The organism is Pseudomonas oryzihabitans (genome assembly GCF_001518815.1).
GTDB classification, from domain to species: Bacteria; Pseudomonadota; Gammaproteobacteria; order Pseudomonadales; family Pseudomonadaceae; genus Chryseomonas; species Chryseomonas oryzihabitans_E.
This window is the reverse complement of sequence record NZ_CP013987.1, coordinates 2,726,147-2,749,245: the sequence shown is the minus strand read 5'-3', so window position 1 is coordinate 2,749,245 and position 23,099 is coordinate 2,726,147. Positions and strand designations below refer to the sequence as shown.

Sequence of the window (23,099 nt, the reverse complement as noted above, 5' to 3'; positions counted from 1 at the left end):
ATCCATCGATTTGGAACGAGGTCATTCCGGTTTGGCTAACGTTCGAGTGAAGATCTGCGGCATCACCCGGGTCGAGGATGCGCTGGCGGCTGCGGCAGCCGGTGCCGATGCCATCGGCCTGGTGTTCTATGCGCGCAGCCCGCGGGCGGTCACGGCCGCTCAGGCACGGCAGATCGTCGCGGCGCTGCCGCCCTTCGTGACCAGTGTGGGGCTGTTCGTCGATGCCTCGCCCTGCGAGATCGAAGAGACGCTGGATGCCGTGCCCCTGGATCTCCTGCAATTCCACGGCGACGAGTCGCCGGCCCAGTGTGCCCGTTATCGCCGTCCCTATATCAAAGCCCTGCGCATGCGCGAGGACATCGACCTTGCCGGCATCGCCCGGGACTATGCGGACGCCCGCGGTCTGTTGCTCGATACCTATGTCGCTGGCGTACCCGGAGGTACCGGCCAGGCGTTCGATTGGACGCGCGTGCCTGCTGACCTCTCGCTGCCATTGATCGTGGCGGGTGGGCTGGACGCGGACAACGTCGCCACGGCCATCGCCGCATCCCGGCCCTATGGCGTGGACGTGAGCGGCGGCGTAGAGCAGGCCAAGGGCATCAAGGATGCTGCCGAGATCGCGCGCTTCATCGCCGCTGTGCGGGGTGCGCCGGTCGCCTGATGTGACCCTCGTGGGCCGATGGCCGTCCACACCTGCGACATATTCGACAGGCCCGCCTCGCGCGGGGCTGAAGTCCGGCTCCCTTGGAGGCGGCATGAGACAAGAGGGTAGCGGCCCGGGACGTAGCGGGCGCTGCCGAACCTATTAGATGCTCAAGGAAGGCGTGGCCTAGGCCGCGCTGGGAGCCCATGCAAGTGGAGAGAGATGCATGAGCAATTGGCTGGTCGACAAACTGATTCCTTCCATCATGCGGTCCGAGGTGAAGCGCAGTTCGGTGCCGGAAGGTCTTTGGCACAAGTGTCCGGCCTGCGAAGCGGTCCTCTACCGTCCGGAGCTGGAAAAGAACCTGGACGTGTGCCTGAAGTGCGGTCACCACATGCGTATCAATGCGCGTCGCCGCCTGGACATCTTCCTCGACGCCGAAGGTCGTGAGGAATTGGGTACCGAGCTGGAGCCGGTAGATCGGCTGAAATTCCGCGACAGTAAGAAGTACAAGGATCGATTCACCGCAGCGCAGAAGGAAACCGGCGAGAAAGATGCCCTGATCTCCATGCGTGGCACCCTCAAGGGCATGCCGGTGGCGGTCTGTGCCTTCGAATTCTCCTTCATGGGCGGCTCCATGGGCGCCGTGGTCGGCGAGCGCTTCGTGCGCGCGGCCAATGTGGCCCTGGAACAGCGCTGCCCGCTGATCTGCTTCTCCGCCTCCGGTGGTGCGCGGATGCAGGAAGCCCTGATCTCCCTGATGCAGATGGCCAAGACCTCCGCGGTGCTGGCACGCTTGCGCGAAGAGGGCATTCCCTTCATCTCCGTGCTGACCGATCCGGTCTACGGTGGTGTCTCCGCCAGTCTGGCGATGCTGGGTGACGTCATCGTCGCCGAGCCCAAGGCCCTGATCGGCTTCGCCGGTCCGCGCGTGATCGAGCAGACCGTGCGTGAAAAGCTGCCGGAAGGTTTCCAGCGCAGTGAGTTCCTCCTGGACCACGGCGCCGTCGACCTCATCGTGTCGCGCAAGGAGCTGCGTGACCGCCTGGCGCGGTTACTGGCGACCTTCCAGCACCAGCCGGTTCCGGCGGCCTGATGGCTTCGCGCAGCCTCGCGCAGTGGCTGGCCTATCTCGAGCAGCTGCATCCCTCGGCGATCGACATGGGCCTGGACCGGGTGCGCGAGGTCGCGCAGCGGTTGGGGCTGACCCGGCCGGCCCCGCGGGTAGTGACCGTGACCGGCACCAACGGCAAGGGCTCCACCTGTGCCTTTCTCGCCAGCCTGCTGCGCGCCAGCGGGCAGAGGGTGGGCGTCTATGCGTCGCCCCATCTGGTGCGCTACAACGAGCGCGTCGACGTCGATGGCGCCCTGGCCAGCGATAGCGAGCTCTGCACCGCCTTCGCCGCGGTGGAAGCCGCCCGTGGCGAGATCAGCCTGACCTATTTCGAGGTGGGCACCCTGGCGGCCTTTTGGCTGTTCGAGCGCGCCGACCTGGACGTCGCCGTCCTCGAAGTCGGTCTGGGTGGCCGCCTGGACGCGGTGAACCTGATCGACGCCGATCTGGCCTTGGTCACCAGCATTGGCCTGGATCACGCCGAATGGCTGGGCGACACCCGCGAAAGCGTCGCTGTGGAAAAGGCCGGCATCTTCCGCGCCGGCAAACCGGCTCTCTGTGGTGACGTGCAGCCTCCAGCGGAGGTGGCCGAGGCTGCCGAGCGGCTGGGAGCACCGCTGCTGCAACGCGGCGAAGCCTTCGACCTGCAGATCGAGAGCGCCAGCTGGTTCTGGCGCGGTCGGGATGCCCAGGGCAACGAGCGACTCCTGCCTGGCTTGCCGTTGCTCGATTTACCCATGGAGAACGCGGCGTTGGCGCTACAGGCCTATGCCTTGCTCGACCAGCCCTGGCTCCCCGAGCAGATCGCTGCCGCCTTGCTGGCCACCCGTATGACCGGTCGGCTGGATCGTCGGCAGGTTGAGCGGGCAGGGGAGGCGCGTCACATCCTGCTGGACGTGGCGCACAACCCGCATGCGGCCGAGTACCTGGCCCGCCGCCTGGCAATGAAGCCGATCGCCGGCGTGCGTCGGGCGGTATTTGGCGTGCTGGCGGACAAGGACCTGGACGGGATCCTGGCACCGCTGGAAGGGCTCTTCGCCAGCTGGGCGGTGGCCACGTTGCCGACCGGACGCAGTCGCGATGGCGCCGAAGTGGCGGGGATCCTGACCGCACGCGGCGCCAAGGCCGAGGTCCATGCCTCGCTGCTGGCCGCCTTCGAGGCGCAACTGGCGGCCAGTGCGGCGGCCGACGAGGTGGTCGTGTTCGGCTCCTTCTATAGCGTTGCCGAGGTCGTCGCGCAGCTTTCTTCCCCATCCGAATCCGCGGAGGCATAACCCATGCTCAAGCAACGAGTCATCGGAGCGCTGGTGCTGCTGGCGCTGATCATCATTTTCGTGCCCATGCTCTTCAATCGCCAGGATGACGCTCGCAAGGTGGTGGTCGAGGCACCGCCCCAGCCGGCGGCGCCCACCGTGCCCAGCACCGAGGTACAACCGGTGCAGACGCCTGAGGCACCGCCGGTGGTGGTGGTCCCCGACGAGCCGGCCAAGCCGCTCGGCAAGCCGCAGACGCCTATCGCCGGTACCTCCGGTCAGGCGCCGGCACAGAACGCTCCGGTAACGGCGCCGCCGCCACCCCAGGCTGCACCTGCCGCCCCGGTCGCCAAGGCGCCTGCCGCCAGCGCTCCTGCCGCTCCGGTCGCTACCCCGGCACCGGCCGCCAAACCTGATTCGCGCCTGGGCGCGGCCAACCTACCGAACAGCTGGTCGGTCCAGCTGGCCAGCCTGTCGTCCCGGCCCAGTGCCGATGCGCTGCAGGCCAAGCTGCGCAGCCAGGGCTACAACGCCTATGTGCGGACCGCCGACGGCATGAATCGCGTCTTCGTCGGGCCGGTGATCGAGCGCAGCGAGGCGGATCGCTTGCGCGATCAGCTCAACAAGCAGAATGGCGTCAAGGGCTTCGTCGTACGCTTTCAGCCAGAGCGCGGTTAACCCGGTCACAAGGCTCTGCTAGAATGCAGAGCCTTTTTGTTAGTGGACCTTGCCGTGGGCTTCACCTGGGTGGACTGGGCGATCGTCGCCGTTGTCATCGTTTCCTGCCTGATCAGCCTCAAGCGCGGCTTCGTCAAGGAAGCGCTGTCACTGGCCACCTGGATTGTTGCTGGTGGGGTAGCCTGGGTATTCGGCGGGGCGCTTTCCACCTACCTGGTGGACTATATTCAGGTGCCTTCCGGACGGGTGATCGCCGCCTGTGTCATTCTCTTCGTGCTGACGCTGCTCGTCGGCGCTCTGGTGAGCTTCTTGCTTGGCGAATTGATCCGCGTCACCGGATTGTCGGGCACCGATCGCTTTCTCGGCATGGCGTTCGGCGCCGCGCGGGGCGCCCTGTTGATCACCGTGGCCGTGGGCCTGTTGAGCCTGGGGCCAGTCCAGCAGGACGGCTGGTGGCAGCAGTCGGTGCTGGTGCCGCATTTTCTCCTGGTAGCCGATTGGTCGAAGAATCTGCTGTTGGGCTTTGCCGGTCAATGGCTGGGCGCGACGCCCATGCCGAGCCTGCAACTGCTGCCACAGCTGGGGCCCAAGGCCCCGTGAACCGTTTTCCAGGCCTCGCTCTGCCGGGGTCATCCTGCGATGGTTCGCCGTCGCATCACTTGAAACAGTGGGGTCGCGTCACATGTGTGGCATCGTAGGTATCGTGGGCAAGACGAACGTCAACCAGTCGCTATACGACGCGCTCACCGTCCTTCAACATCGCGGTCAGGATGCCGCCGGTATCGTGACCAGTCGGGACGGTAAACTCTACCTGCGCAAGGACAACGGCCTGGTTCGCGACGTCTTCCAGCAACGACACATGCAGCACCTGATCGGCCACATGGGTATCGGTCACGTGCGCTATCCCACGGCCGGCAGCTCCAGCTCCGCCGAGGCGCAGCCGTTCTACGTGAACTCGCCCTATGGCATCACCCTCGCGCACAACGGCAACCTGACCAACGTCGAGCAGCTGTCCCGCGAGATCTACGAGTCCGATCTGCGCCACGTGAACACCACCTCCGATTCCGAGGTGCTGCTCAACGTCTTCGCCCACGAACTGGCGGTGCGCAACAAGCTGCAGCCGACCGAGGACGACGTCTTTGCCGCCGTATCCGAAGTCCATGAGCGCTGCCGTGGCGGTTACGCCGTGGTGGCCATGATCACCGGCTACGGCATCGTCGGCTTCCGCGATCCCAACGCCATTCGTCCCATCGTCTTCGGCCAGCGCCACACCGAATACGGCGTGGAATACATGATCGCTTCCGAAAGCGTCGCCCTCGACGTGCTCGGCTTCACCCTGATCCGCGACCTGGAGCCGGGCGAAGCCGTGTACATCACCGAAGACGGCCGGCTCTACACCCGTCAGTGCGCGCAGAATCCGCAGTACGCGCCCTGCATCTTCGAACACGTCTACCTGGCCCGCCCGGATTCCATCATCGATGGCATCTCGGTCTACAAGGCCCGCCTGCGCATGGGCGAAAAACTCGCCGAGAAGATCCAGCGCGAGCGTCCGGATCACGGCATCGACGTGGTCATCCCGATCCCGGATACCAGCCGCACTGCGGCCCTGGAACTGGCCAACCACCTGGGCGTCAAGTTCCGCGAGGGCTTCGTCAAGAATCGCTACATCGGCCGTACCTTCATCATGCCCGGCCAGGCCGCGCGCAAGAAATCGGTACGCCAGAAGCTCAATGCCATCGAGCTGGAATTCCGCGGCAAGAACGTGATGCTGGTGGACGACTCCATCGTCCGCGGCACCACCTGCAAGCAGATCATCCAGATGGCCCGCGAGGCGGGCGCGAAGAAGGTCTACTTCTGCTCGGCCGCCCCGGCAGTGCGCTTCCCCAACGTCTACGGCATCGACATGCCCAGCGTCCACGAGTTGATCGCCCATGGTCGTACCACCGAGGAAGTCGGTGAGCTGATCGGCGCCGACTGGCTGATCTACCAGGACCTGCAGGACCTGCAGGAGGCCGTACGGACCCGCAAGGCACCCAAGGTCGAGCAGTTCGATTGCGCGGTGTTCGATGGCGAGTACATCACCGGCGACATCGATGCCGCCTATCTGAACCGGATCGAGCAGGCGCGCAACGACGCGGCCAAGGTCAAGCACCAGGCGGTCAGCGCCATCATCGATCTCTACAACGACTAAGGAGCTGCACATGAGCCAAGACTGGGATGCCGGACGCCTGGACAGTGATCTCGAAGGCGCGGCCTTCGAGACCTTGGCGGTGCGGGCAGGGCAGCAGCGCTCGCCTGAAGGCGAGCACGGCGAAGCCCTGTTCCTGACCAGCAGCTACGTGTTCCGTACCGCCGCGGATGCGGCGGCGCGCTTTGCCGGCGAAGTGCCGGGCAATGTCTATTCGCGCTATACCAATCCCACGGTCCGTACCTTCGAAACCCGCATCGCGGCGCTCGAAGGGGCGGAGCAGGCCGTCGCGACCGCCTCGGGCATGTCGGCCATCCTGGCCATGGTGATGAGCCTGTGTAGCGCTGGCGACCATGTGCTGGTCTCGCGCAGCGTGTTCGGCTCCACCATCAGTCTGTTCGAGAAGTACTTCAAGCGCTTCGGCATCGAGGTGGACTACCCGCCATTGGCGGACCTGGACGCCTGGCGAGCGGCCTGCAAGCCCAACACCCGGCTGTTCTTCGTCGAGTCGCCGTCCAATCCGCTGGCCGAGCTGGTGGACATCGCCGGCCTGGCCGAGATCGCCCATGCCCAGGGTGCGCTGCTGTCGGTCGATAACTGCTTCTGCACCCCGGCGCTGCAGAAGCCGCTGGTGCTGGGCGCGGACATCGTCATCCATTCGGCGACCAAGTACATCGACGGCCAGGGCCGTGGCATGGGCGGGGTGGTCGCTGGCCGCGCCGAGCAGATGAAGGAGGTGGTGGGCTTCCTGCGCACCGCCGGGCCGACCTTGAGTCCCTTCAATGCCTGGCTGTTCCTCAAGGGGCTGGAGACACTGAAGATCCGCATGCAGGCGCACAGCCAGACCGCGCTGGAACTGGCGCGCTGGCTGGAAGCGCAACCCGGCATCGAGCGTGTTCATTACGCTGGCTTGCAAAGCCATCCGCAGCATGAGCTGGCCTGCCGCCAGCAAACGGCCTTTGGCGCCGTGGTGAGCTTCGAGGTGGCGGGTGGGCGTGATGCTGCCTGGCGCTTCATCGATGCCACCCGGATGATTTCCATCACCACCAACCTGGGCGATACCAAGACCACCATCGCCCACCCGGCCACCACTTCCCACGGGCGGCTGTCGCCGGCCGAGCGGGCCAGCGCCGGGATCAGCGACAGTCTGATCCGCATCGCCGTCGGTCTGGAGGACCGCGGTGATCTGCAGCAGGACCTGGCTCGCGGACTGGCGGCCCTATGAGTCTGACCTTCGCACCGGTAGAGCTGCGCGTGGCCCTGGTCACGGGCGCGGCGCGTGGCATTGGTCTGGGCATTGCCGCCTGGCTGGTGGCCGAGGGCTGGCGTGTGGTGGTGGCTGACGTCGAGCAGGAGCGTGGCGCCAAGGTGGCCGCTGCCCTGGGTGATCGTGCCTGGTTCGTGGCGGTGGACGTGGCCGACGAGACCCAGGTCGAGTCCGCCGTTGCCCAGGTGATCGGCCAGTTCGGGCGACTGGATGCCCTGGTCAACAATGCCGGCCTCGCCAGCGCTCAAGGCCAGCCGCTGGAAAGCCTGGCGCTGGGCGAATGGCGTCGGGTGCTGGGGGTGAATCTGGACGGCCCCATGCTGATGGCCAAGCATTGCGCGCCCTATCTGCGCGAGCAGCAGGGCGCCATCGTCAATATCGCCTCGACTCGCGCTCAGCAATCCGAGCCGCACAGCGAAGCCTATGCCGCCAGCAAGGGCGGGCTACTGGCGCTGACCCATGCACTGGCGATCAGCCTCGGGCCGGAGGTGCGGGTGAACGCCCTCTGTCCCGGCTGGATCGATGCACGGGATCCCCATGTCCGGGACGCCGAGCCGTTGTCCGCTACCGATCACGAGCAGCATCCGGTTGGGCGGGTGGGGACGGTGGAAGACGTGGCGGCCTGCGTGGCCTGGCTGCTGGGTGGTAATGCCGGCTTCATCAGTGGTGAAGCCATCACGCTGGATGGGGGCATGACGCGCAAGATGATCTACGTCGAATAGTCGCGAGCAGAAAAAATAAATTGGAAAAATCCTTGACGGATCAAGGGGCTACGAGCAGAATGCGCGTCACCCGAAGGGGATGGCTGATTAGCTCAGCTGGGAGAGCACCTGCATCACACGCAGGGGGTCGGCGGTTCGATCCCGTCATCAGCCACCAAACTCTTCGGGAAGTGTTCCGCAAGGTACACGCAATGCGCAGCGGTAGTTCAGTCGGTTAGAATACCGGCCTGTCACGCCGGGGGTCGCGGGTTCGAGTCCCGTCCGCTGCGCCATATAGAAGTCGTTCCGGGTCCTCTGAACTGCCCGAACGACGCAAGAGAAGCTGCCCTAGGGCAGCTTTTTTTGTGCCTGTAGAAAAGGCCTGCTGACAATTCAGCCGGCAGGCGCCAGGTCAGCGCGCTTCGCGACCAGCGTCAGGATGTCGTAGCTCGCCACCAGCACCTGGTCCTGATTGGTGACCTCGACATCCCAGGCGACCACGCCCTGGGGCTCACCTAGAGGACTCAGCTTGCCCTGGTCGATCTTGCGCTTGCAGGTGAGGCGGGCCTGGATGGTGTCGCCGATGCCGACCGGATTGACGAAGCGCAGGGTGTCCAGGCCGTAGTTGGCCAGCACCGGGCCGACGCCGGGAGAAACGAACAGCCCGGCCGCGGCGGAGAGTACGAAGTAGCCATGGGCGATGCGCTTGCCGAATTGCGATTGCCGCGCGGCCAGTTCATCGAAGTGCATGTAGAAGTGATCGCCCGACAGGCAGCCGAAGTTGACCAGATCGGCTTCGGTCACCGTGCGTCTATGGGTAAGCAGGGATTCACCGATCCGCAGGTCGTCGAAGTGGTGGCGGAAGGGATGAACCTCGCCTTCGTGCAGGACGGCGCCGCGGACGTACTCGCCGGTGATACCCATGAGCATGGTCGGGGAGCCCTGGACTGCGGCGCGTTGCAGATAGTGCTTTACCGCGCGCAGGCCGCCCAGCTCTTCACCACCACCGGCGCGACCGGGGCCGCCATGCTTGAGCATGGGCAGCGGGGAGCCGTGGCCGGTGGATTCGGCGGCGGCTTCACGGTCAAGGATATGCAGGCGGCCATGCAGGGCGGCCATGGTCGGTGCCATCCGCGCGGCGATCTGTGGCGCGCGGGTGACCAGGGTAGCTACCAGGCTGCCCTGGCCGCGGGCCGCCAGCACCAGGGCTTCGTCCAGATCGGCGTAGCCCATCAGGGTGCTGACCGGACCGAAGGCTTCGATGTCATGGGCGCCGCCGGGGGCATGGGGATCGCGGCTGCGCAACAGGGTCGGGGCGAAGAAGGCGCCGTCCCGCACGCCGTCGCCACGGGGCTCGAAGCCGTCGCGGGCGCCATGGATGAGCTCGCTGGAGGCGAGCAGGGCCTGCACGCGCTCGGCCACATCGGCTTGTTGGGCGTGGGACGCCAGGGCGCCCATCTTCACGCCTTCCACCGCCGGATCGCCGATCACCAGCTTGGCCAGGCGGGCGCTCAGGCGTTCGGCCACGGCATCGAGATGCTGGCTGGGGACGATGGCGCGGCGAATGGCAGTGCATTTCTGCCCGGCCTTGGCGGTCATCTCGCGCGCTACCTCGCGGACGAAGAGCTCGAATTCCTCATCGTCGGGTGTGACGTCAGGGGCGAGGATGGCGCAGTTCAGCGAATCCGCCTCGGCGTTGAAGGGGATCGAACGCTGGATCAGGTTGGGCGTGACCCGCAGCCGGGCAGCGGTGTCCGCCGAGCCGGTGAAGGTGACCACGTCCTGGCCTTGCAGCTGATCCAGCAGGTCGCCGGTGCTGCCGATGATGAGTTGCAGACTGCCGGAGGGCAGCAGACCGGATTCCTGCATCAGGCGCACAGCCGCTTCGGTCACGTAGCTGGTAGCAGTGGCCGGCTTGATGATGCAGGGCATGGCGGCGAGAAAGCTGGGTGCGAATTTCTCCAGCATGCCCCAGATGGGGAAGTTGAAGGCATTGATATGCACCGCCAGGCCCCCGCGGGGGACCAGGATATGGGTGCCGGCGAAATGCCCGGCCTTGCCCAGGGGGAAGGCCGGGCCTTCGTGAATGAGGTTGCCGGAGGGCAGCTCGCGGCGGCCGAGGCCGGCGTAGGCGAAGAGGGTGCTGGCGCCGCCCTCCACATCGATCCAGCTGTCCGCGCGGGTCGCGCCGGTGTGGCGGCTGATCTCGTAGAGGCGCTCCTTGTGTTCCAGCAGATAGAGCCCCAGGGCCTTGAGGCACTGGGCGCGCTGCTGGAAGTCCAGCGCCATCAGCGCCTGCTGCCCCTGGATGCGGCCATGCCGGAGCGCTTCGGTGAAGTCCAGGCGTTCCTCGTGGGTATGGGCGACCGGTCGACCATTCAGGGCGCTGCGCAACGGCTGGGCACCGTGCTGGCCGATCCAGCGGCCGCCAATGAAGCTTTGCAGGACGGGGGCGTTGTTCATGGGACTCCTCCTGGAGCGCGTCCGACACCGGGGCGGCGGCTCTCGTTATCGTTCTTGGTTTCGCCCTGGGCGACGGTTTACCGCTGGTCGAAGTCGAGCACCACCCGGTCGCTGAGGGGGTAGGCCTGGCAGGCGAGCACATAGCCGGCCTTGACCTCGTAATCCTCCAGGGCGAAGTTGCTGTCCATTTCCACCTCACCCTCGATCACCCGGCATTTGCAGGTGGAGCAGACGCCCGCCCTGCAGGAATAGGGCAGTTCAGCACCCTGGGCGTTGCTGGCGTCCAGCAGGCTGGCGCTGTTGCGTGGCAGATCGAATGCCAGAGCGCGACCATCGTGGATGACGGTGATCTGGCTGGTTGCGGTGCTGCCGGTTTCGATGGTCTGACGCGCCTCCGATCGCTCGCTTCCTGCGGCGGCAAAGAGCTCGAAGTGGATGCGCTCAGCTGGCAGGCCCCTGGCGGTGAGCTGCGTCCGTACCATTTCGGTCATCGCCTGGGGACCGCAGATGAAGGCGGCGGTGAGGGAAGGAACGTCCAGCCAGCGACTGAACAGCTGCGCGCATTTATCGGCGTCGATACGACCGTTGTAGAGGTCCACGTCCTGTTGTTCGCGGCTGAAGACGAAGATCAGGTTCAGGCGTTGCAGATAGCGATTCTTCAGGTCCTCCAGTTGCTCGCGAAACAGGGCGGCGTTGCCCGAGCGATTGCCGTAGAGCAGGGTGATCTGGCTGAGCGGTTCGGTTTCCAGGGTGGTCTTGATGATCGACAGGATGGGGGTGATGCCGCTGCCTGCCGCCACGGCCAGATAGTGGCCCTGGCGCTGGGGATCAAGGGGAGTCTGAAAGCGGCCCGCGGGCGGCATGACATCCAGCTGGCTGCCGACCTTGAGCGCCTGGTTGGCGTGGGTGGAGAAACGGCCGCCGTTGACCCGCTTGATGGCCACCCGCAGCTCGCCATCGTTGACGCCGCTGCAGATCGAGTAGGAGCGGCGCAGCTCCTCGCCCTCCACCCGGGTGCGGATCACCAGGTGCTGGCCCTGGGTGAAGCGAAAGCGTTCCTGCAGTTCGGCGGGGATGTCGAATGCGATGGACACGGCGTCGCGGGTTTCGGGACGGACGTCGCGGATGGTCAGGCGGTGGAATCGGCTCATGGTCGACCTCGTGCGGCGCCGCCGCTCAGATGCACTTGAAGTAGTCGAAGGGCTCGCGGCATTCCAGGCAGCGATACAGCGCCTTGCAGGCCGTGGAGCCGAATTCGCTCAGCCGTTCGGTGTCGCGGCTGCCGCATTGCGGACAGCTCACTTCCGGCGCCTCGCCCAGCAGGCTGCGCTTGCTGCCACCGGGGGCGGGGGGAGCGATGCCGTAGGCGCTCAGCGCCTGGCGGCCGGTGGCGGTGATCCAGTCGGTGGTCCAGGCCGGGTCCAGGCGGCGCTCCAGGCGCGGGGCGGCGAAGCCGGCGGTCTCAAGAGCCTGCTGGATGTCCTGCTCGATGACCTCGGTGGCCGGGCAGCCGGAGTAGGTCGGGGTCACCACCACATGCAGGTGGCCCTGCTGCCAATCCAGGTCGCGCACGATACCCAGGTCGACCACGCTGACAACCGGCACCTCGGGATCCATCACCGCGCCGAGCACCCGCCAGGCCAGGTCGAGGTCGGCGGCGGTGCCTGGACGGGCGCCGTGACTGCTGGCGATCAGCTCACCAGGTCGCATCGGGATGGGCTCGTTGCAGGAACTGCATTTCCGCCAGCAGGGTGCCCAGGTGTTCGGTGTGCAGGCCACGGCGTCCGCTGAGGTAGAAGTTCACCGCAGGGGCGGGCACGGGCAGGGTGGCCCGGGCGAAGGTCTCCTCGACCTGCGCTTGCCAGGCGCTGGCAATGGCCAGCGGATCCGGGCCGATACCTGCCTCCTGCAGCGCCTGCTCCACCTCGTCGCCCTGGGTCAGCTCCACGGTAAAGCGCCAGACCTGGGGCAGGGCAGCCAGCATCCGTGCGTGACTCTCTTCGGTGCCATCGCCCAGGCGCTCGACCCATTCGCCGGAGCGACGCAGATGATAGGTGACTTCCTTGACCGCCTTGGCGGCGATACCGGCGATGCGGGCGTCGCCGGACTCGCTCAGGCCGCGCAGCACGGGCAGGTGCCAGGCGTCGTAGAGGAACTGCTTCGTCAGGGTCACGGCGTAGTCGCCGTTGGGTTGCTCGACCAGCAACAGATTGCGGAAGGCACGCTCGTCGCGGCGAAAGGCCAGGTGATCGGCATCGCGGCCGTCGGCCAGCAATTCCGCCGCGTAGTCGTACCAGTTGCGCGCCTGGCCCACCAGATCCAGGCCGACGTTCATCAGCGCCAGCTCCTCTTCCAGCGCCGGGGCCCGGCCGCACCACTCGCACAGCCGCTGGCCCTGGATCAGGGCGCTGTCGGCCAGCCGCAGCAGGTACTCGATCTTGGCGTGATGCTCACTCATGGCAGGGCTCACATGTGGCCGACTTCAGGGGGCAGCTCATAGAAGCTGGCATGCCGGTAGACCTTGTCGTCGGCGGGGTCGAAGAGGGGCTCCTTCTCGTCCGGCGACGAGGCGGTGATCTGCGCCGAGGGCACCACCCAGAGGCTCACGCCCTCACTGCGCCGGGTGTAGAGCTCACGGGCGTTCTCCAGGGCCATGGCGGCATCGGCCGCATGGACGCTGCCGACGTGCTTGTGGTTGAGACCGTGCTTGCTGCGCACGAAGACTTCGAACAGGGCCCATTCAGCCATGGCGGCGATCTCCCAGGGTCAGGCGGCGCTAGTGCGTTGTTGTTTCTTGCGGGCGTGGGCGACCGCGGCTTCGCGGACCCAGGCCCCACCGTCGATGGCGTTGCGGCGGGTGGCCAGGCGCTCGGCGTTGCAGGGGCCGTTGCCCTTGAGCACCTCGTAGAATTCCTCCCACTGGATGGCGCCGAAGTCGTAATGCCCGCGAGCCTCGTTCCACCGGAGCTCCGGGTCGGGCGCGGTGCAGCCGAGCAGCTCCAGCTGCGGCACGGTCTGGTCGATGAAGCGCTGGCGCAGCTCGTCGTTGCTCTGCCGCTTGATCTTCCAGGCCAGCGACTGGGCGCTGTTGGGAGAGTGCGCGTCGTTCGGGCCGAACATCATCAGCGCCGGCCACCAGAGCCGGTTGATGGCGTCCTGCACCATGTCCCGCTGGGCCTGGGTACCCTGGCGCATCATCGTCAGCAGCAGCTCGTAGCCCTGGCGCTGGTGGAAGCTCTCCTCCTTGCAGATACGGATCATGGCGCGGGAATAGGGGCCGTAGGAGGTGCGCTGCAGGACCACCTGGTTGACGATGGCGGCGCCATCCACCAGCCAGCCCACCGCGCCCATGTCGGCCCAGTTCAGCGTCGGGTAGTTGAAGATGCTGGAGTACTTGGCCTTGCCCGTGTGCAGCTTGGCGATCTCCTCGTCACGGTCGGCGCCCAGGGTCTCCATGGCGCTGTACAGGTAGAGCCCGTGGCCGGCTTCGTCCTGGATCTTGGCCATCAGCTGCAGCTTGCGCTTGAGGGTCGGCGCGCGGGTCACCCAGTTGCCCTCGGGCAGCATGCCGACGATTTCCGAATGGGCATGCTGGGAGATCTGCCGGATCAGCGTCTGGCGATAGGCCTCGGGCATCCAGTTCTTGGCTTCGATCTTGATCTCGTCATCGATCTTCTGTTGGAACGCCCGCTCCTCGGGTGACATCTCTTCGAGCGACTTGACACCCTTGGTGCCGGTCTCGACCAGTTGCGCGTACATGAGTCGGCTCCTGTGCAGTGGAGAAAAGAGGTATCGCCTCCCAGGTCTTCAGTTCTAAACGATACAAAAAGCAATGTACAGTGCAATTTATTTGTGTCGGGTTGTGGGCGCCTGAAGGGCCGCTGGTGGATCACCTGTGGCCATGACATCCGCTAGAGGCGCCGCTTTGCGGGGAACCCACGGTTGGCAAGCGCCTGCCCGGCCCGTGATCCGATCGATTCACGCACAGCGTAGGCGAGAAAGACGGCTTTGGGACCGAGCACCGAGGCGCCGCCCTCGCGTCTGGAGAGTGGCGGTGGCTCAGGCGCGCTGACGACAGTCGTAGACGTGGCAGGCCTTGCCTTCCGAGCGCTTGAGGCTGTGGCAGGGCTGCAACAGGACCCTGGTACTGATGCCGACGTGGGTCTTGATCTGCCGTGCCAGTTCCTGGGCGATTTGCGCCTGTTCGGTGGCGGCCAGGTGCTGGAGTTCGTGCCGAAGTTCCACATGCACCTCGATGCTGTCCAGGTTGCCCTGGCGGGACAGGTGGAGTTCATAGACCTCGGCCAGGATGCCGGCCTTGAGCACCTGCTCCTCGATCTGGGTCGGAAAGACGTTGACGCCCCGGATGATGAGCATGTCGTCGCTCCGCCCGGTGATCTTGTCGATGCGCCGCATGGGGCGGGCGGTACCCGGCAGCAGGCGGGTCAGGTCGCGGGTGCGATAGCGGATCATCGGCAGGGCTTCCTTGCTCAACGAGGTGAAGACCAGCTCGCCGTATTCACCATCCGGCAGCACGGCACCGCTGACCGGATCGATGATCTCCGGATAGAAGTGGTCTTCCCACACCGTGGGGCCGTCCTTGGTTTCGGCGCACTCCATGGCCACGCCAGGCCCCATGATCTCGGAGAGGCCGTAGATGTCGAGGGCGACGATGCCCAGGCGCTCTTCCACCACACGGCGGAGTTCGGCCGTCCAGGGTTCGGCGCCGAAGATGCCCAGGCGCAGCCGCAATTCGTGCGGGTCCACGCCCTGGCGTTCGATCTCGTCCGCCAGGTTGAGCATGTAGGAAGGGGTGACCATGATGATGTCGGGTTGCAGGTCGCGGATCAGCTGGACCTGCTTCTCGGTCTGGCCGCCCGACATCGGGATCACGGTGCAGCCCAGGCGCTCGGCGCCGTAATGGGCGCCCAGCCCGCCGGTGAACAGGCCGTAGCCATAGGCGATATGCACCCGGTCACCCTTGCGACCGCCCGCGGCGCGAATCGAGCGGGCCATGACACTGGCCCAGGTATCGATGTCCCCCTGGGTATAGCCCACCACCGTTGGCTTGCCGGTGGTGCCGCTGGAGGCGTGCAAGCGCACGATCTCGTGCTGGGGCACGGCGAACATGCCGTAGGGATAGTGATCGCGCAGGTCGCTCTTGCCGGTGAAGGGAAAACGCGCCAGATCGTCCAGGGAGTGCAGGTCGTCCGGGTGCACCTGGGCCTCCTCGAAACGCCGGCGATACAGGGGTACGTTCTCGTAGGCGTGCTTCAGGCTCCAGCGCAGCCGGTCCAGCTGATGCTGGCGCAGGCTGTCTAGGCTGGCGATCTCCAGCGGGTCGAGCAGGGCACGATTGGCGTCGAGGGGCAGGTTCATGGCGTCACTCGAAAGTTGTGTTGGAGGCTGCGGGCGGCCTTTGCGCAATGCCTGGGCGTTGCTCAGGCGTCCGGGTTCAGAGGGCATCACTCCTCACGGGTCTCCTGTACCAACACCGGGCCATGCACGCGGTAGGCTCTGCCGCGGAACAGGGCGATAAGCTGGCCCTGCTGGTTGTCGATACGGACGTCATAGAGGCCGGTGCGACCCCGCCGGCTCTGCTCGATGGCGGTCGCCACCAGGCGGTCTCCCGCTTGGGCCGGGGCCAGAAAATCGATGCTGCAACCGCTCGCGACCGTGGCCTGGTCGTAGGTGTTGCAGGCGACCGCAAAGGCCGAGTCGGCCAGGGTAAAGAGCAGGCCGCCGTGGCAGGTGCCGTAGCCCTGCAGGTGGTCTTGCGTGACCAGCATGCTCAGGCGGGCGCTGCCGGGGCCGACGTCGAGCAGCTGGATGCCCAGCTGGCGAGAGGCGCGGTCGCGACTGAGCAGGGCTTCGGCGCAGGCCTCGGCCAGGGGCTGCGAATGGGCGTCATTCATGCAGGCGACCTCCTTCGGCCAGGGTTCGGCGCAACAGCAGCGAGGGTCGATACCTATCCTCACCATAGCTGCGCTGCAGGTTTTCCAGGGTGGTCAGTACCAGTCCCAGGCCGATCGCCTCCGCCCAGGCCAGTGGCCCAAGTGGGTAATTGACGCCAGCGCAAAGGGCGAGATCCACGTCCGCGGCGGACGCCACCTGATGCAGGACGGCATCGGCCGCTTCATTGGCCAGCATCGCCACCGTGCGTAGCACCGGCAGACCGGGCAGGTCGCGGATCGGTGTGACCTTGAGGCCGGCGTGGCGCAACAGGGCGACGGCCTGATCACGGGCCAGGGGGGTGGTGTCGGCTGCCCAGCTGATGGCCAGGCGGCTAGCCGTGCCGTAGTCCAGCGCCAGATCGAACAGGACCAGATTGCGCAGGCCCTCTTGCCGGGCGCGCTCGCTCGCCAGGCGCCCGTCGCTCAGGGCCAGTACCGCATCGCCCACTCGCAACAGGCCGCTACCGGCCCGCTCGGTGACGGCGATCCCCGTGGCCCGCAGGCGCTGCACCAATGACCGGGCCACGCCGAGGTCGCCTTCCAGCACGCAGCCGTCGACGGTGGCGGCGCTTTCCAATTCGGTTGGAGCCGGACGGGTCGCGCCTTCGCGATAGTCATAGAAGCCCTGGCCGCTCTTGCGGCCCAGGCGGCCGGCATCGACCAGCTCCTTCTGGATCAGCGAGGGCCGAAAGCGCGGATCACCGTGATAGGCGTTGAACACCGAGCAGGTGACGGCATAGTTGATGTCCTGGCCGATGAGGTCGGTCAGCTCGAAGGCGCCCATGCGGAAGCCACCGGCCTCACGCAGCAGCGCATCCAGCGAGGCGCAGCTGGCGGCGCCTTCCTGCAGCAGGCGCAGGCTCTCGGCATAGAAGGGGCGGGCGACGCGATTGACGATGAAACCGGGGGTTGAGCGGGTGCGGACCGGGCGCTTGCCCCAGCGACGGGCGGTGGCCAGCAGCGTCTCCACCACCGCCGCGTCGGTGGCCAGGCCGCTGACCACCTCGACCAGCGCCATCAGCGGCGCGGGATTGAAGAAGTGCAGGCCGGCCAGCCGCTCGGGTCGCTCGAGGCCCGCAGCCAGCGCCGTGATGGACAGCGAAGAGGTGTTGCTGGCGAGGATGCAGTCAGGGGCGCAGAGGGCTTCGAGTTGCGCGAAGAGCGCGCCTTTGACCGCGAGGTCCTCGACGATGGCTTCGATCACTAGGCTGACCTCGGCCAGGGCGTCGAGGGACACCGCGGGCCGCAGGCGACTGAGGATGGCGTCGCGCGTGGCGCCCTCCAGCTTGCCCTTTTCCACCAGCCGACCGAGTTGCCAGGCGATGCCATCGATGGCCCGGACAGCGGCGCCGGGGCGGTTGTCGTAGAGCTGCACCTCGTGGCCGGCCTGGGCCGCGACCTGGGCGATGCCGGCGCCCATGGCCCCGGCGCCGATGACCGCGATCCGCGCTGTCTCTGGCAAGGCAACCATCTCAGCGGCCCCTGAAGGTGGGGGAGCGCTTGGCCATGAAGGCGCTGACACCCTCACGATAGTCGTCGCTGCGCCCGGCCAGGCGTTGCAGGTCGCGCTCCAGGTCCAGTTGCTCGTCGAAACTATTGTCGAAACTGGCGTTCAGGCTGCGCTTGATCAGCGCCAGTCCGGCCGTGGGCTGGGTCGCGAGATGGCGGGCAAGCTTGAGGGCTTCGCTGCGCAGTTCGGCGTCGTCCACCACCCGGTAGATCAGCCCCCAGTCGGCGGCCTGTTCGGCGGTGAGACGTTCACCCAGCAGGGCGAGCGCCTTGGCGCGGGCCATGCCGATGAGGCGTGGCAGCATCCAGGTGCCGCCCGAGTCGGGGATCAGGCCGATCTTGCAGAAGGCCTGGATGAAACTCGCCGAGCGTGCGGCCAGGACCAGGTCGCAGGCCAGGGGGATATTGGCCCCGGCGCCGGCGGCCACGCCGTTCACGGCGCAGATGACCGGCATGGGCAAGTCGCGCAGGGCGCGGATCAGGGGGTTGTAGTAGGTCTCGATGGAGGCGCCGAGATCTGGCATCGCCGCCTCGGGTGCCACATTGCGATCGGAGAGATCCTGGCCGGCGCAGAAGCCGCGCCCTTCACCGGTCAGCAGCAGCACCCGCACCTCGGGCGTCTGGCGCACCTGCTTGAGGGCCTCGCGCAGCTCCAGGTGCATCGGCGGGGTGAAGCTGTTGAGCTGCTCCGGCCGATTCAGGCTGAGCAGGGCGACGCCGTCTTCGACGGAGAACAGCAGGTGTTCGAAGGTCATGGGACTGGCTCCAGGGCAGAGGCGGAAAGGGCTTAGCGGCCGACGAAGCGCGGCGGGCGTTTTTCCTGGAAGGCGCGAAGGCCTTCGGTGCGGTCCGCGGTGCCCGCCAGCATGATGAAGGCCTGGCGCTCGATCTTCAGCCCGCTGGCGAGATCCACGTCTTGCGCCTTGAGCAGCACCTCCTTGGCGAGGCGCACCGCCAGTGGCGCCTTGGCCGCGATGAGTCGGCCGATTTCGAGGGCGCGCTCGACGGTGAGTTCGGGTTGGGTGATCTCGCTGACCAGGCCGACGCGCTGGGCCTGGCAGGCATCGATGGCCTCGCCGGTGAGCACCATCTGCATGGCCTGGGACTTGCCGACCGCCCGCAGCAGGCGCTGGGTACCACCCGCGCCGGGGATGATGCCGAGATTGATTTCCGGTTGGCCGAAGCGGGCGTCGCGGCCGGCGATGAGGATGTCGGCATGCATGGCCAACTCGCAGCCACCGCCCAGGGCGAAGCCGTTGACCGCGGCGATCAGGGGTTTGGAAAAGGCGGCGATGCGTTGCCAGTGGCGGACCCGGGGGTCTTCGAGGGTACCGATCAGATCCCGTTCGGCCATCTCCTTGAGATCGGCGCCCGCGGCGAAGGCCTTGCGGCTGCCGGTGAGGACCACGACGCGGACCTCAGGCTCCCGTTCGGCTGTTTCCAGGGCTTGTGCCAACTCGCCCAGCAGTTCGGTGGAGAGGGCATTCAGCGCCTCGGGGCGCTGGAGGGTGATCAGGCAGACACCTTTCTCCGGCGGCAGCACATTCAGGGTGCGCGGCATGGACACTCCTTTGCAGCAGGCGCGGCTCAGGGCCGGCGTCTTGGTGTTGTTCTGGTTCTGCAGCAGGGTCTCGTGCTGGAACGGGCACTCGACAGCTTCAGTATAGGCACTAACCGATACAAATAATCAACGTTATGGTTTTAATTTGTGTCTCTTTGGCGTATTGGTTGTGTTCGTCAGGGTGGGATGGCCGAGGGACCTTGGGCCTGACCTACCGTCGTCCCTTGCCAGCCCTTGAGTGCAGCCCTGTCTGGCGAGGCTGCCGCGTGTTTCGTTCAGTCGGCTTGCCAGGGCGGCCGCGTAGAGGAGATCGCCAGATGCCTTGTTACCGACTCGACGGCCTGGTGCCGGTCGTGGATCCCAGTGCCTTCGTGCACCCCACCGCCGTACTGATCGGCGACGTCATCGTCGGACCGGGGTGCTATGTCGGCCCCCTGGCCGCCTTGCGGGGCGACTTTGGGCGAATCCTGCTGGAGGAGGGCGCCAATGTTCAGGACACCTGCGTTCTGCACGGCTTTCCCGCCAGTGACACCGTGGTGGGGTCGAACGGCCATATCGGTCATGGCGCCGTGCTCCATGGCTGCCATATCGGCGCGGACAGCCTGGTAGGCATGAACGCCGTGGTCATGGACAACGCGCGGATCGGCGAGCGCTGCCTGGTAGCGGCCACCGCCTTCGTCAAGGCTGGCTTCGAGTGCCCGCCGCTAAGCGTGGTGATGGGCTCGCCGGCCAAGGTGGTGCGCACCCTGAGCGCCGAAGAGCTGGCTTGGAAGCAGCGGGGCACGGCGGAATACCAGTTGCTGGCACAGCGTTGCCGGCAGGGATTGGCGGAGTGTGCGCCCCTGACGGCGGTGGAGGCGAATCGGCCGCGGCAGGTGGATGCCGGTTTCCGCCCCAAGACGCCTTCGTTGTCCTGAACAGCCCTGCGGAGGGGCGTGGTCAGCGCCGCGGCCGCGCGGGTATAGTCGCGGCTCCTTTTCCATGCATTCGCCCATGAGCAGTCAGCCGCAACTCGATCAACTGATCGCCCGCTTCCAGCAGAACGGTCCCGTCCGCGCCAGTTCGCTGATCATTACCCTCTATGGCGATGTGATCGAGCCCCACGGTGGCACGGTCTGGCTCGGCAGCCTCTTCACCCTGCTCGAACCCATGGGCATCAACGAACGCCTGGTGCGCACCTCGGTCTTTCGGCTGGCCAAGGAAGAGTGGCTGATCGCGGAGAAAGTCGGCCGTCGTAGCTACTACAGCCTCACTGGCTCCGGGCGGCGCCGCTTCGAGAAGGCCTTCAAGCGCGTCTACAGCGGGGCGCCCGCGGCGTGGGACGGTACCTGGCTGATGGTGTTGCTGTCGCAGGTTCCCGCCGAGCAGCGCAAGCGCGTCCGCGAAGAGCTGGAGTGGCAGGGCTTCGGGGCGCTGGCGGCCAATACCCTGGCCTGTCCGCGCAGCGACCGCGCCGATGTCACGACCACCCTCAAGGAGCTGGGCGTGCTGGACGACAGCCTCATCTTCGAGACTCGTGGCCAGGAGGTGCTGGCGTCCAAGGCCATGCGCCTGCAGGTGCGGGACAGCTGGCGGCTGGACGAACTGGGTGAGCACTACCGCGAATTCATCGCCCTGTTCCGGCCCCTGTGGCAGGCGCTGAACGAGAAGACCGCGCTCGATGCCCAGGAATGCTTTCTGGTGCGACTGCTGCTGATCCACGAGTACCGCAAGCTGGTCCTGCGCGATCCCCAGCTGCCAGACGAATTGCTGCCTGCCGACTGGGAAGGCCGTGCGGCCCGGCAACTCTGTCGCAACCTCTATCGACTCACCGCGCTACCGGCTGAAGGTTACCTGGCCCAGGTGTTGGAAACCGCCGATGGTCCGCTGCCGGAGATGAACGACGGCTTCTATCGGCGCTTTGGCGGGTTGCGCTAATCCAGGGCGGTACCTCAGGGGACCTTGAGTCCACTGGCTAGATCACGAACTCGGCCACCACCAGCTTGAGGCCCGCGGCCAGGCGCGAGACCTCGTTGCTGGCCCCGGAGGTCTGACTTGCGCCGGCGGCGCTCTGATCGGACAGGTCCTTGATGCTGATCAGGCCGCGGTCGATGTCCTTGGCGACCAGCGCCTGTTCTTCGGCGGCCGTGGCGATCAGGGCACTGCGTTCGTCGATGCCGCCCATGGCCTCGGCGATGGCCAGCAGCGCGCCGTTGGCGTCCCGGGCCACGGCAAGGGAGGCGGCGGCCGTCTGGCTGCTCTGCTGCATGGCCTTCACCGCCTCCGTGGAGTCGTGCTGGATGGTGGTGATCATCGTCTCGATCTCTCGCGTCGACTGCTGGGTACGATGGGCCAGCGCCCTGACCTCATCCGCCACCACGGCGAAGCCGCGTCCCTGGTCGCCTGCCCGGGCGGCCTCGATGGCGGCATTGAGGGCCAGCAGGTTGGTCTGCTCGGCGATGGCGCGGATGACGTCGACGACGTTGCTGATGTCCTGGACCCGGCTAGACAGGGTCTGGATCTGGCCGCTGCTCTGACCAACCTGGGCGGTCAGCCGCTCGATGGCGGCGAGGGTGGAGCCGACGTGCTGCAGGCCGGCCCGGGTAAGAGCGCTGCCCTGTTGCGACGCGCCGGCGCTTTCCTCGGCATGGCGCGCCACCTCGTCCACGGCGGCGCTCATTTCCGTCACCGCCGTGGCGACCTGGCTGATCTCGTCGTTCTGCCTGAGCAGGCCATGGTTACCCTCGTCGATCACCGCGGTCATCTCCTCGGCCGCGGCGGCGAGCTGGCCGGAGCTGTCCGCCAGGTGCGCGACGGTGTCGCGCAGATTGGCCTGCATGCCGGCCAGGGCGGTCAGCAGGCCGGCAGCCTCGTCACGGCCTACGACCTGGATGTCTTCGGAGAGATCCTTGTTGGCGATCCGTTGGGCGATGCGCAGCGCTTCGCTGATGGGGAGCGTGATGCTGCGCGTCAGCAGGAGCGCCAGCGTCACGGTGACCAGCAGGGTGGTAGCGATCAGGCCGATGGTCCAGGCCAGGCCGTGATTATAGATCTGGGTCGCCTCGATCCCCGAGGCGGTGGCTCCGCGGTCGTTCAGGGCAGCCAGGTTTTCGATCTGCGTCTGCACCTGATCTGCCGCCGCGCGCAAGCTGCCATTGGCCAGCGCGGAGGCGCCCTGCAGGTCGCCGCGCCGATACAGGGTCTCGAAGGTGTCCAGCTGGCCGAGATAGGCGGAGGTGCCATTCTGCACGGTCTGGTAGAGCTGCTGCTCTTCGTCGCTGGACACCAGCCGTGCATAGGCCTTGACCTGGGTGGAAAAGCGGCCGCGCAGATCGGCCAGGGTATCGACCATTTCCGGTTTGAGCGCCGGATCAAGGGTGCCAAGGCTGCGCAGGCTTTCGAGACGGAGCCGGAGCAGCGCCGCGGTCATCTCACCGGCCTGGCGGACACTGGGCATCCAGTCCGTTTCCACCTTGATTTCCGACTGCCTCAGCAGGTGCATCTGGGTCACGGCAATGGCGCCGAGCGTGATGACGATTGCTACGATAATCGAGAAGGCCAGAGCCGAGCGGCGGCCCATCTTGAGTGTGCGCATCATCATGACAGTCACCTTGAAGATTCCCAGCTGGACAGTGGGATTGGTTTGTGATGTGCGTCACACGCTATAGGGGGTGTCTTAGCGGTACCTTAAGAAGGCCCAAGCCGCATGGCCATCCGTCTGGCGAAGAGCCATGGGACTGGAAGGCACCGCCAGCGGGGCGCGGGGACCAGCGGTGAACGGCCGCCCAA

General features: G+C 66.5%; 22 protein-coding genes, 2 tRNA genes and 1 pseudogene. 12 read left to right on the top strand and 13 right to left on the bottom strand.

All coding sequences use genetic code 11. The features are described from left to right. Nucleotides 1-31 precede the first annotated feature (31 nt). The 10 genes from APT59_RS12700 to APT59_RS12655 all read left to right on the top strand — a co-directional run bounded on the left by APT59_RS12700 (nucleotide 32) and on the right by APT59_RS12655 (nucleotide 8,137). The gene (locus tag APT59_RS12700; RefSeq protein ID WP_059315179.1) at nucleotides 32-661 is read left to right on the top strand and encodes a phosphoribosylanthranilate isomerase; all 630 of its coding nucleotides are present in this window, start codon (nucleotides 32-34) and stop codon (nucleotides 659-661) included. A gap of 208 nt (nucleotides 662-869) precedes the next feature. After that, entirely contained in the window at nucleotides 870-1,739 is an 870-nt protein-coding gene (gene accD, locus APT59_RS12695; RefSeq protein ID WP_059315178.1) for an acetyl-CoA carboxylase, carboxyltransferase subunit beta, read from the top strand. Then, complete coding sequence (gene folC, locus APT59_RS12690) at nucleotides 1,739-3,031, top strand: bifunctional tetrahydrofolate synthase/dihydrofolate synthase (protein ID WP_059315177.1); 1,293 nt, start codon at nucleotides 1,739-1,741, stop codon at nucleotides 3,029-3,031. Before accD ends, folC begins: the two co-directional genes overlap by 1 nt. 3 nt (nucleotides 3,032-3,034) lie before the next feature. Further along, a complete protein-coding gene (locus APT59_RS12685; protein ID WP_059315176.1) occupies nucleotides 3,035-3,688 on the top strand; it encodes an SPOR domain-containing protein in 654 nt (217 codons plus the stop codon). Between the two features lie 54 nt (nucleotides 3,689-3,742). Next, the gene (locus tag APT59_RS12680; RefSeq protein WP_059315175.1) at nucleotides 3,743-4,288 is read left to right on the top strand and encodes a CvpA family protein; all 546 of its coding nucleotides are present in this window, start codon (nucleotides 3,743-3,745) and stop codon (nucleotides 4,286-4,288) included. Nucleotides 4,289-4,370: 82 nt separating this feature from the next. Then, entirely contained in the window at nucleotides 4,371-5,879 is a 1,509-nt protein-coding gene (purF, locus tag APT59_RS12675; RefSeq protein ID WP_059315174.1) for an amidophosphoribosyltransferase, read from the top strand. A 10-nt stretch (nucleotides 5,880-5,889) separates the two neighbouring features. Next, nucleotides 5,890-7,101, top strand: coding sequence for an O-succinylhomoserine sulfhydrylase (locus tag APT59_RS12670; RefSeq protein ID WP_059315173.1), 1,212 nt, complete (start codon nucleotides 5,890-5,892; stop codon nucleotides 7,099-7,101). After that, nucleotides 7,098-7,865: an SDR family oxidoreductase gene (locus APT59_RS12665; RefSeq protein ID WP_059315172.1), complete on the top strand. Its 768-nt coding sequence runs from the start codon at nucleotides 7,098-7,100 to the stop codon at nucleotides 7,863-7,865. Before APT59_RS12670 ends, APT59_RS12665 begins: the two co-directional genes overlap by 4 nt. Nucleotides 7,866-7,946: 81 nt before the next feature. Continuing rightward, a tRNA-Val gene (locus APT59_RS12660) sits at nucleotides 7,947-8,022 on the top strand. Between the two features lie 38 nt (nucleotides 8,023-8,060). Continuing rightward, nucleotides 8,061-8,137, top strand: a tRNA-Asp gene (locus APT59_RS12655). 100 nt (nucleotides 8,138-8,237) lie between these two features. Here the strand turns inward: APT59_RS12655 and paaZ are convergent. The 11 genes from paaZ to paaF all read right to left on the bottom strand — a co-directional run bounded on the left by paaZ (nucleotide 8,238) and on the right by paaF (nucleotide 19,331). After that, the gene (paaZ, locus tag APT59_RS12650; protein WP_059315171.1) at nucleotides 8,238-10,307 is read right to left on the bottom strand and encodes a phenylacetic acid degradation bifunctional protein PaaZ; all 2,070 of its coding nucleotides are present in this window, start codon (nucleotides 10,305-10,307) and stop codon (nucleotides 8,238-8,240) included. Nucleotides 10,308-10,384: 77 nt separating this feature from the next. Then, nucleotides 10,385-11,458 (bottom strand): 1,2-phenylacetyl-CoA epoxidase subunit PaaE, encoded by a 1,074-nt coding sequence (gene paaE, locus APT59_RS12645; RefSeq protein ID WP_059315170.1) that lies wholly within the window; start codon nucleotides 11,456-11,458, stop codon nucleotides 10,385-10,387. Nucleotides 11,459-11,483: 25 nt separating this feature from the next. Next, nucleotides 11,484-12,017, bottom strand: a complete 534-nt coding sequence (paaD, locus tag APT59_RS12640; protein ID WP_059315169.1) for a 1,2-phenylacetyl-CoA epoxidase subunit PaaD — start codon at nucleotides 12,015-12,017, stop codon at nucleotides 11,484-11,486. Continuing rightward, complete coding sequence (gene paaC, locus APT59_RS12635) at nucleotides 12,004-12,765, bottom strand: 1,2-phenylacetyl-CoA epoxidase subunit PaaC (protein ID WP_059315168.1); 762 nt, start codon at nucleotides 12,763-12,765, stop codon at nucleotides 12,004-12,006. The genes paaD and paaC overlap by 14 nt, the downstream gene beginning before the upstream one ends. Nucleotides 12,766-12,773: 8 nt before the next feature. Continuing rightward, nucleotides 12,774-13,055: a 1,2-phenylacetyl-CoA epoxidase subunit PaaB gene (gene paaB, locus APT59_RS12630; RefSeq protein WP_059315167.1), complete on the bottom strand. Its 282-nt coding sequence runs from the start codon at nucleotides 13,053-13,055 to the stop codon at nucleotides 12,774-12,776. Nucleotides 13,056-13,073: 18 nt separating this feature from the next. Then, complete coding sequence (gene paaA / locus APT59_RS12625; protein WP_059315166.1) at nucleotides 13,074-14,066, bottom strand: 1,2-phenylacetyl-CoA epoxidase subunit PaaA; 993 nt, start codon at nucleotides 14,064-14,066, stop codon at nucleotides 13,074-13,076. A gap of 300 nt (nucleotides 14,067-14,366) precedes the next feature. Continuing rightward, nucleotides 14,367-15,686, bottom strand: coding sequence for a phenylacetate--CoA ligase PaaK (gene paaK / locus APT59_RS12620; protein ID WP_059315165.1), 1,320 nt, complete (start codon nucleotides 15,684-15,686; stop codon nucleotides 14,367-14,369). An 86-nt stretch (nucleotides 15,687-15,772) separates the two neighbouring features. Beyond that, complete coding sequence (paaI, locus tag APT59_RS12615; RefSeq protein WP_059315164.1) at nucleotides 15,773-16,222, bottom strand: hydroxyphenylacetyl-CoA thioesterase PaaI; 450 nt, start codon at nucleotides 16,220-16,222, stop codon at nucleotides 15,773-15,775. Continuing rightward, entirely contained in the window at nucleotides 16,215-17,732 is a 1,518-nt protein-coding gene (gene paaH / locus APT59_RS12610) for a 3-hydroxyacyl-CoA dehydrogenase PaaH (protein ID WP_059315163.1), read from the bottom strand. Before paaH ends, paaI begins: the two co-directional genes overlap by 8 nt. 1 nt (nucleotide 17,733) lies before the next feature. Further along, complete coding sequence (gene paaG, locus APT59_RS12605; RefSeq protein ID WP_059315162.1) at nucleotides 17,734-18,525, bottom strand: 2-(1,2-epoxy-1,2-dihydrophenyl)acetyl-CoA isomerase PaaG; 792 nt, start codon at nucleotides 18,523-18,525, stop codon at nucleotides 17,734-17,736. A 32-nt stretch (nucleotides 18,526-18,557) separates the two neighbouring features. After that, nucleotides 18,558-19,331 (bottom strand): 2,3-dehydroadipyl-CoA hydratase PaaF, encoded by a 774-nt coding sequence (paaF, locus tag APT59_RS12600; RefSeq protein WP_059315161.1) that lies wholly within the window; start codon nucleotides 19,329-19,331, stop codon nucleotides 18,558-18,560. Between the two features lie 317 nt (nucleotides 19,332-19,648). Between paaF and paaY the strand changes: the two genes are divergently transcribed. Next, nucleotides 19,649-20,248: a phenylacetic acid degradation protein PaaY gene (gene paaY, locus APT59_RS12595; protein ID WP_059315160.1), complete on the top strand. Its 600-nt coding sequence runs from the start codon at nucleotides 19,649-19,651 to the stop codon at nucleotides 20,246-20,248. A 76-nt stretch (nucleotides 20,249-20,324) separates the two neighbouring features. Next, a complete protein-coding gene (gene paaX / locus APT59_RS12590) occupies nucleotides 20,325-21,248 on the top strand; it encodes a phenylacetic acid degradation operon negative regulatory protein PaaX (protein ID WP_059315159.1) in 924 nt (307 codons plus the stop codon). Between the two features lie 37 nt (nucleotides 21,249-21,285). Here paaX and APT59_RS22985 read toward each other — a convergent pair whose 3' ends face one another. Both APT59_RS22985 and APT59_RS22980 read right to left on the bottom strand, forming a co-directional pair. Continuing rightward, nucleotides 21,286-22,074, bottom strand: coding sequence for a methyl-accepting chemotaxis protein (locus tag APT59_RS22985; protein ID WP_420480518.1), 789 nt, complete (start codon nucleotides 22,072-22,074; stop codon nucleotides 21,286-21,288). A gap of 66 nt (nucleotides 22,075-22,140) precedes the next feature. After that, nucleotides 22,141-22,890, bottom strand: a pseudogene (locus tag APT59_RS22980) (MCP four helix bundle domain-containing protein); the annotation flags it as partial. Between the last annotated feature and the right edge of the window lie 209 nt (nucleotides 22,891-23,099).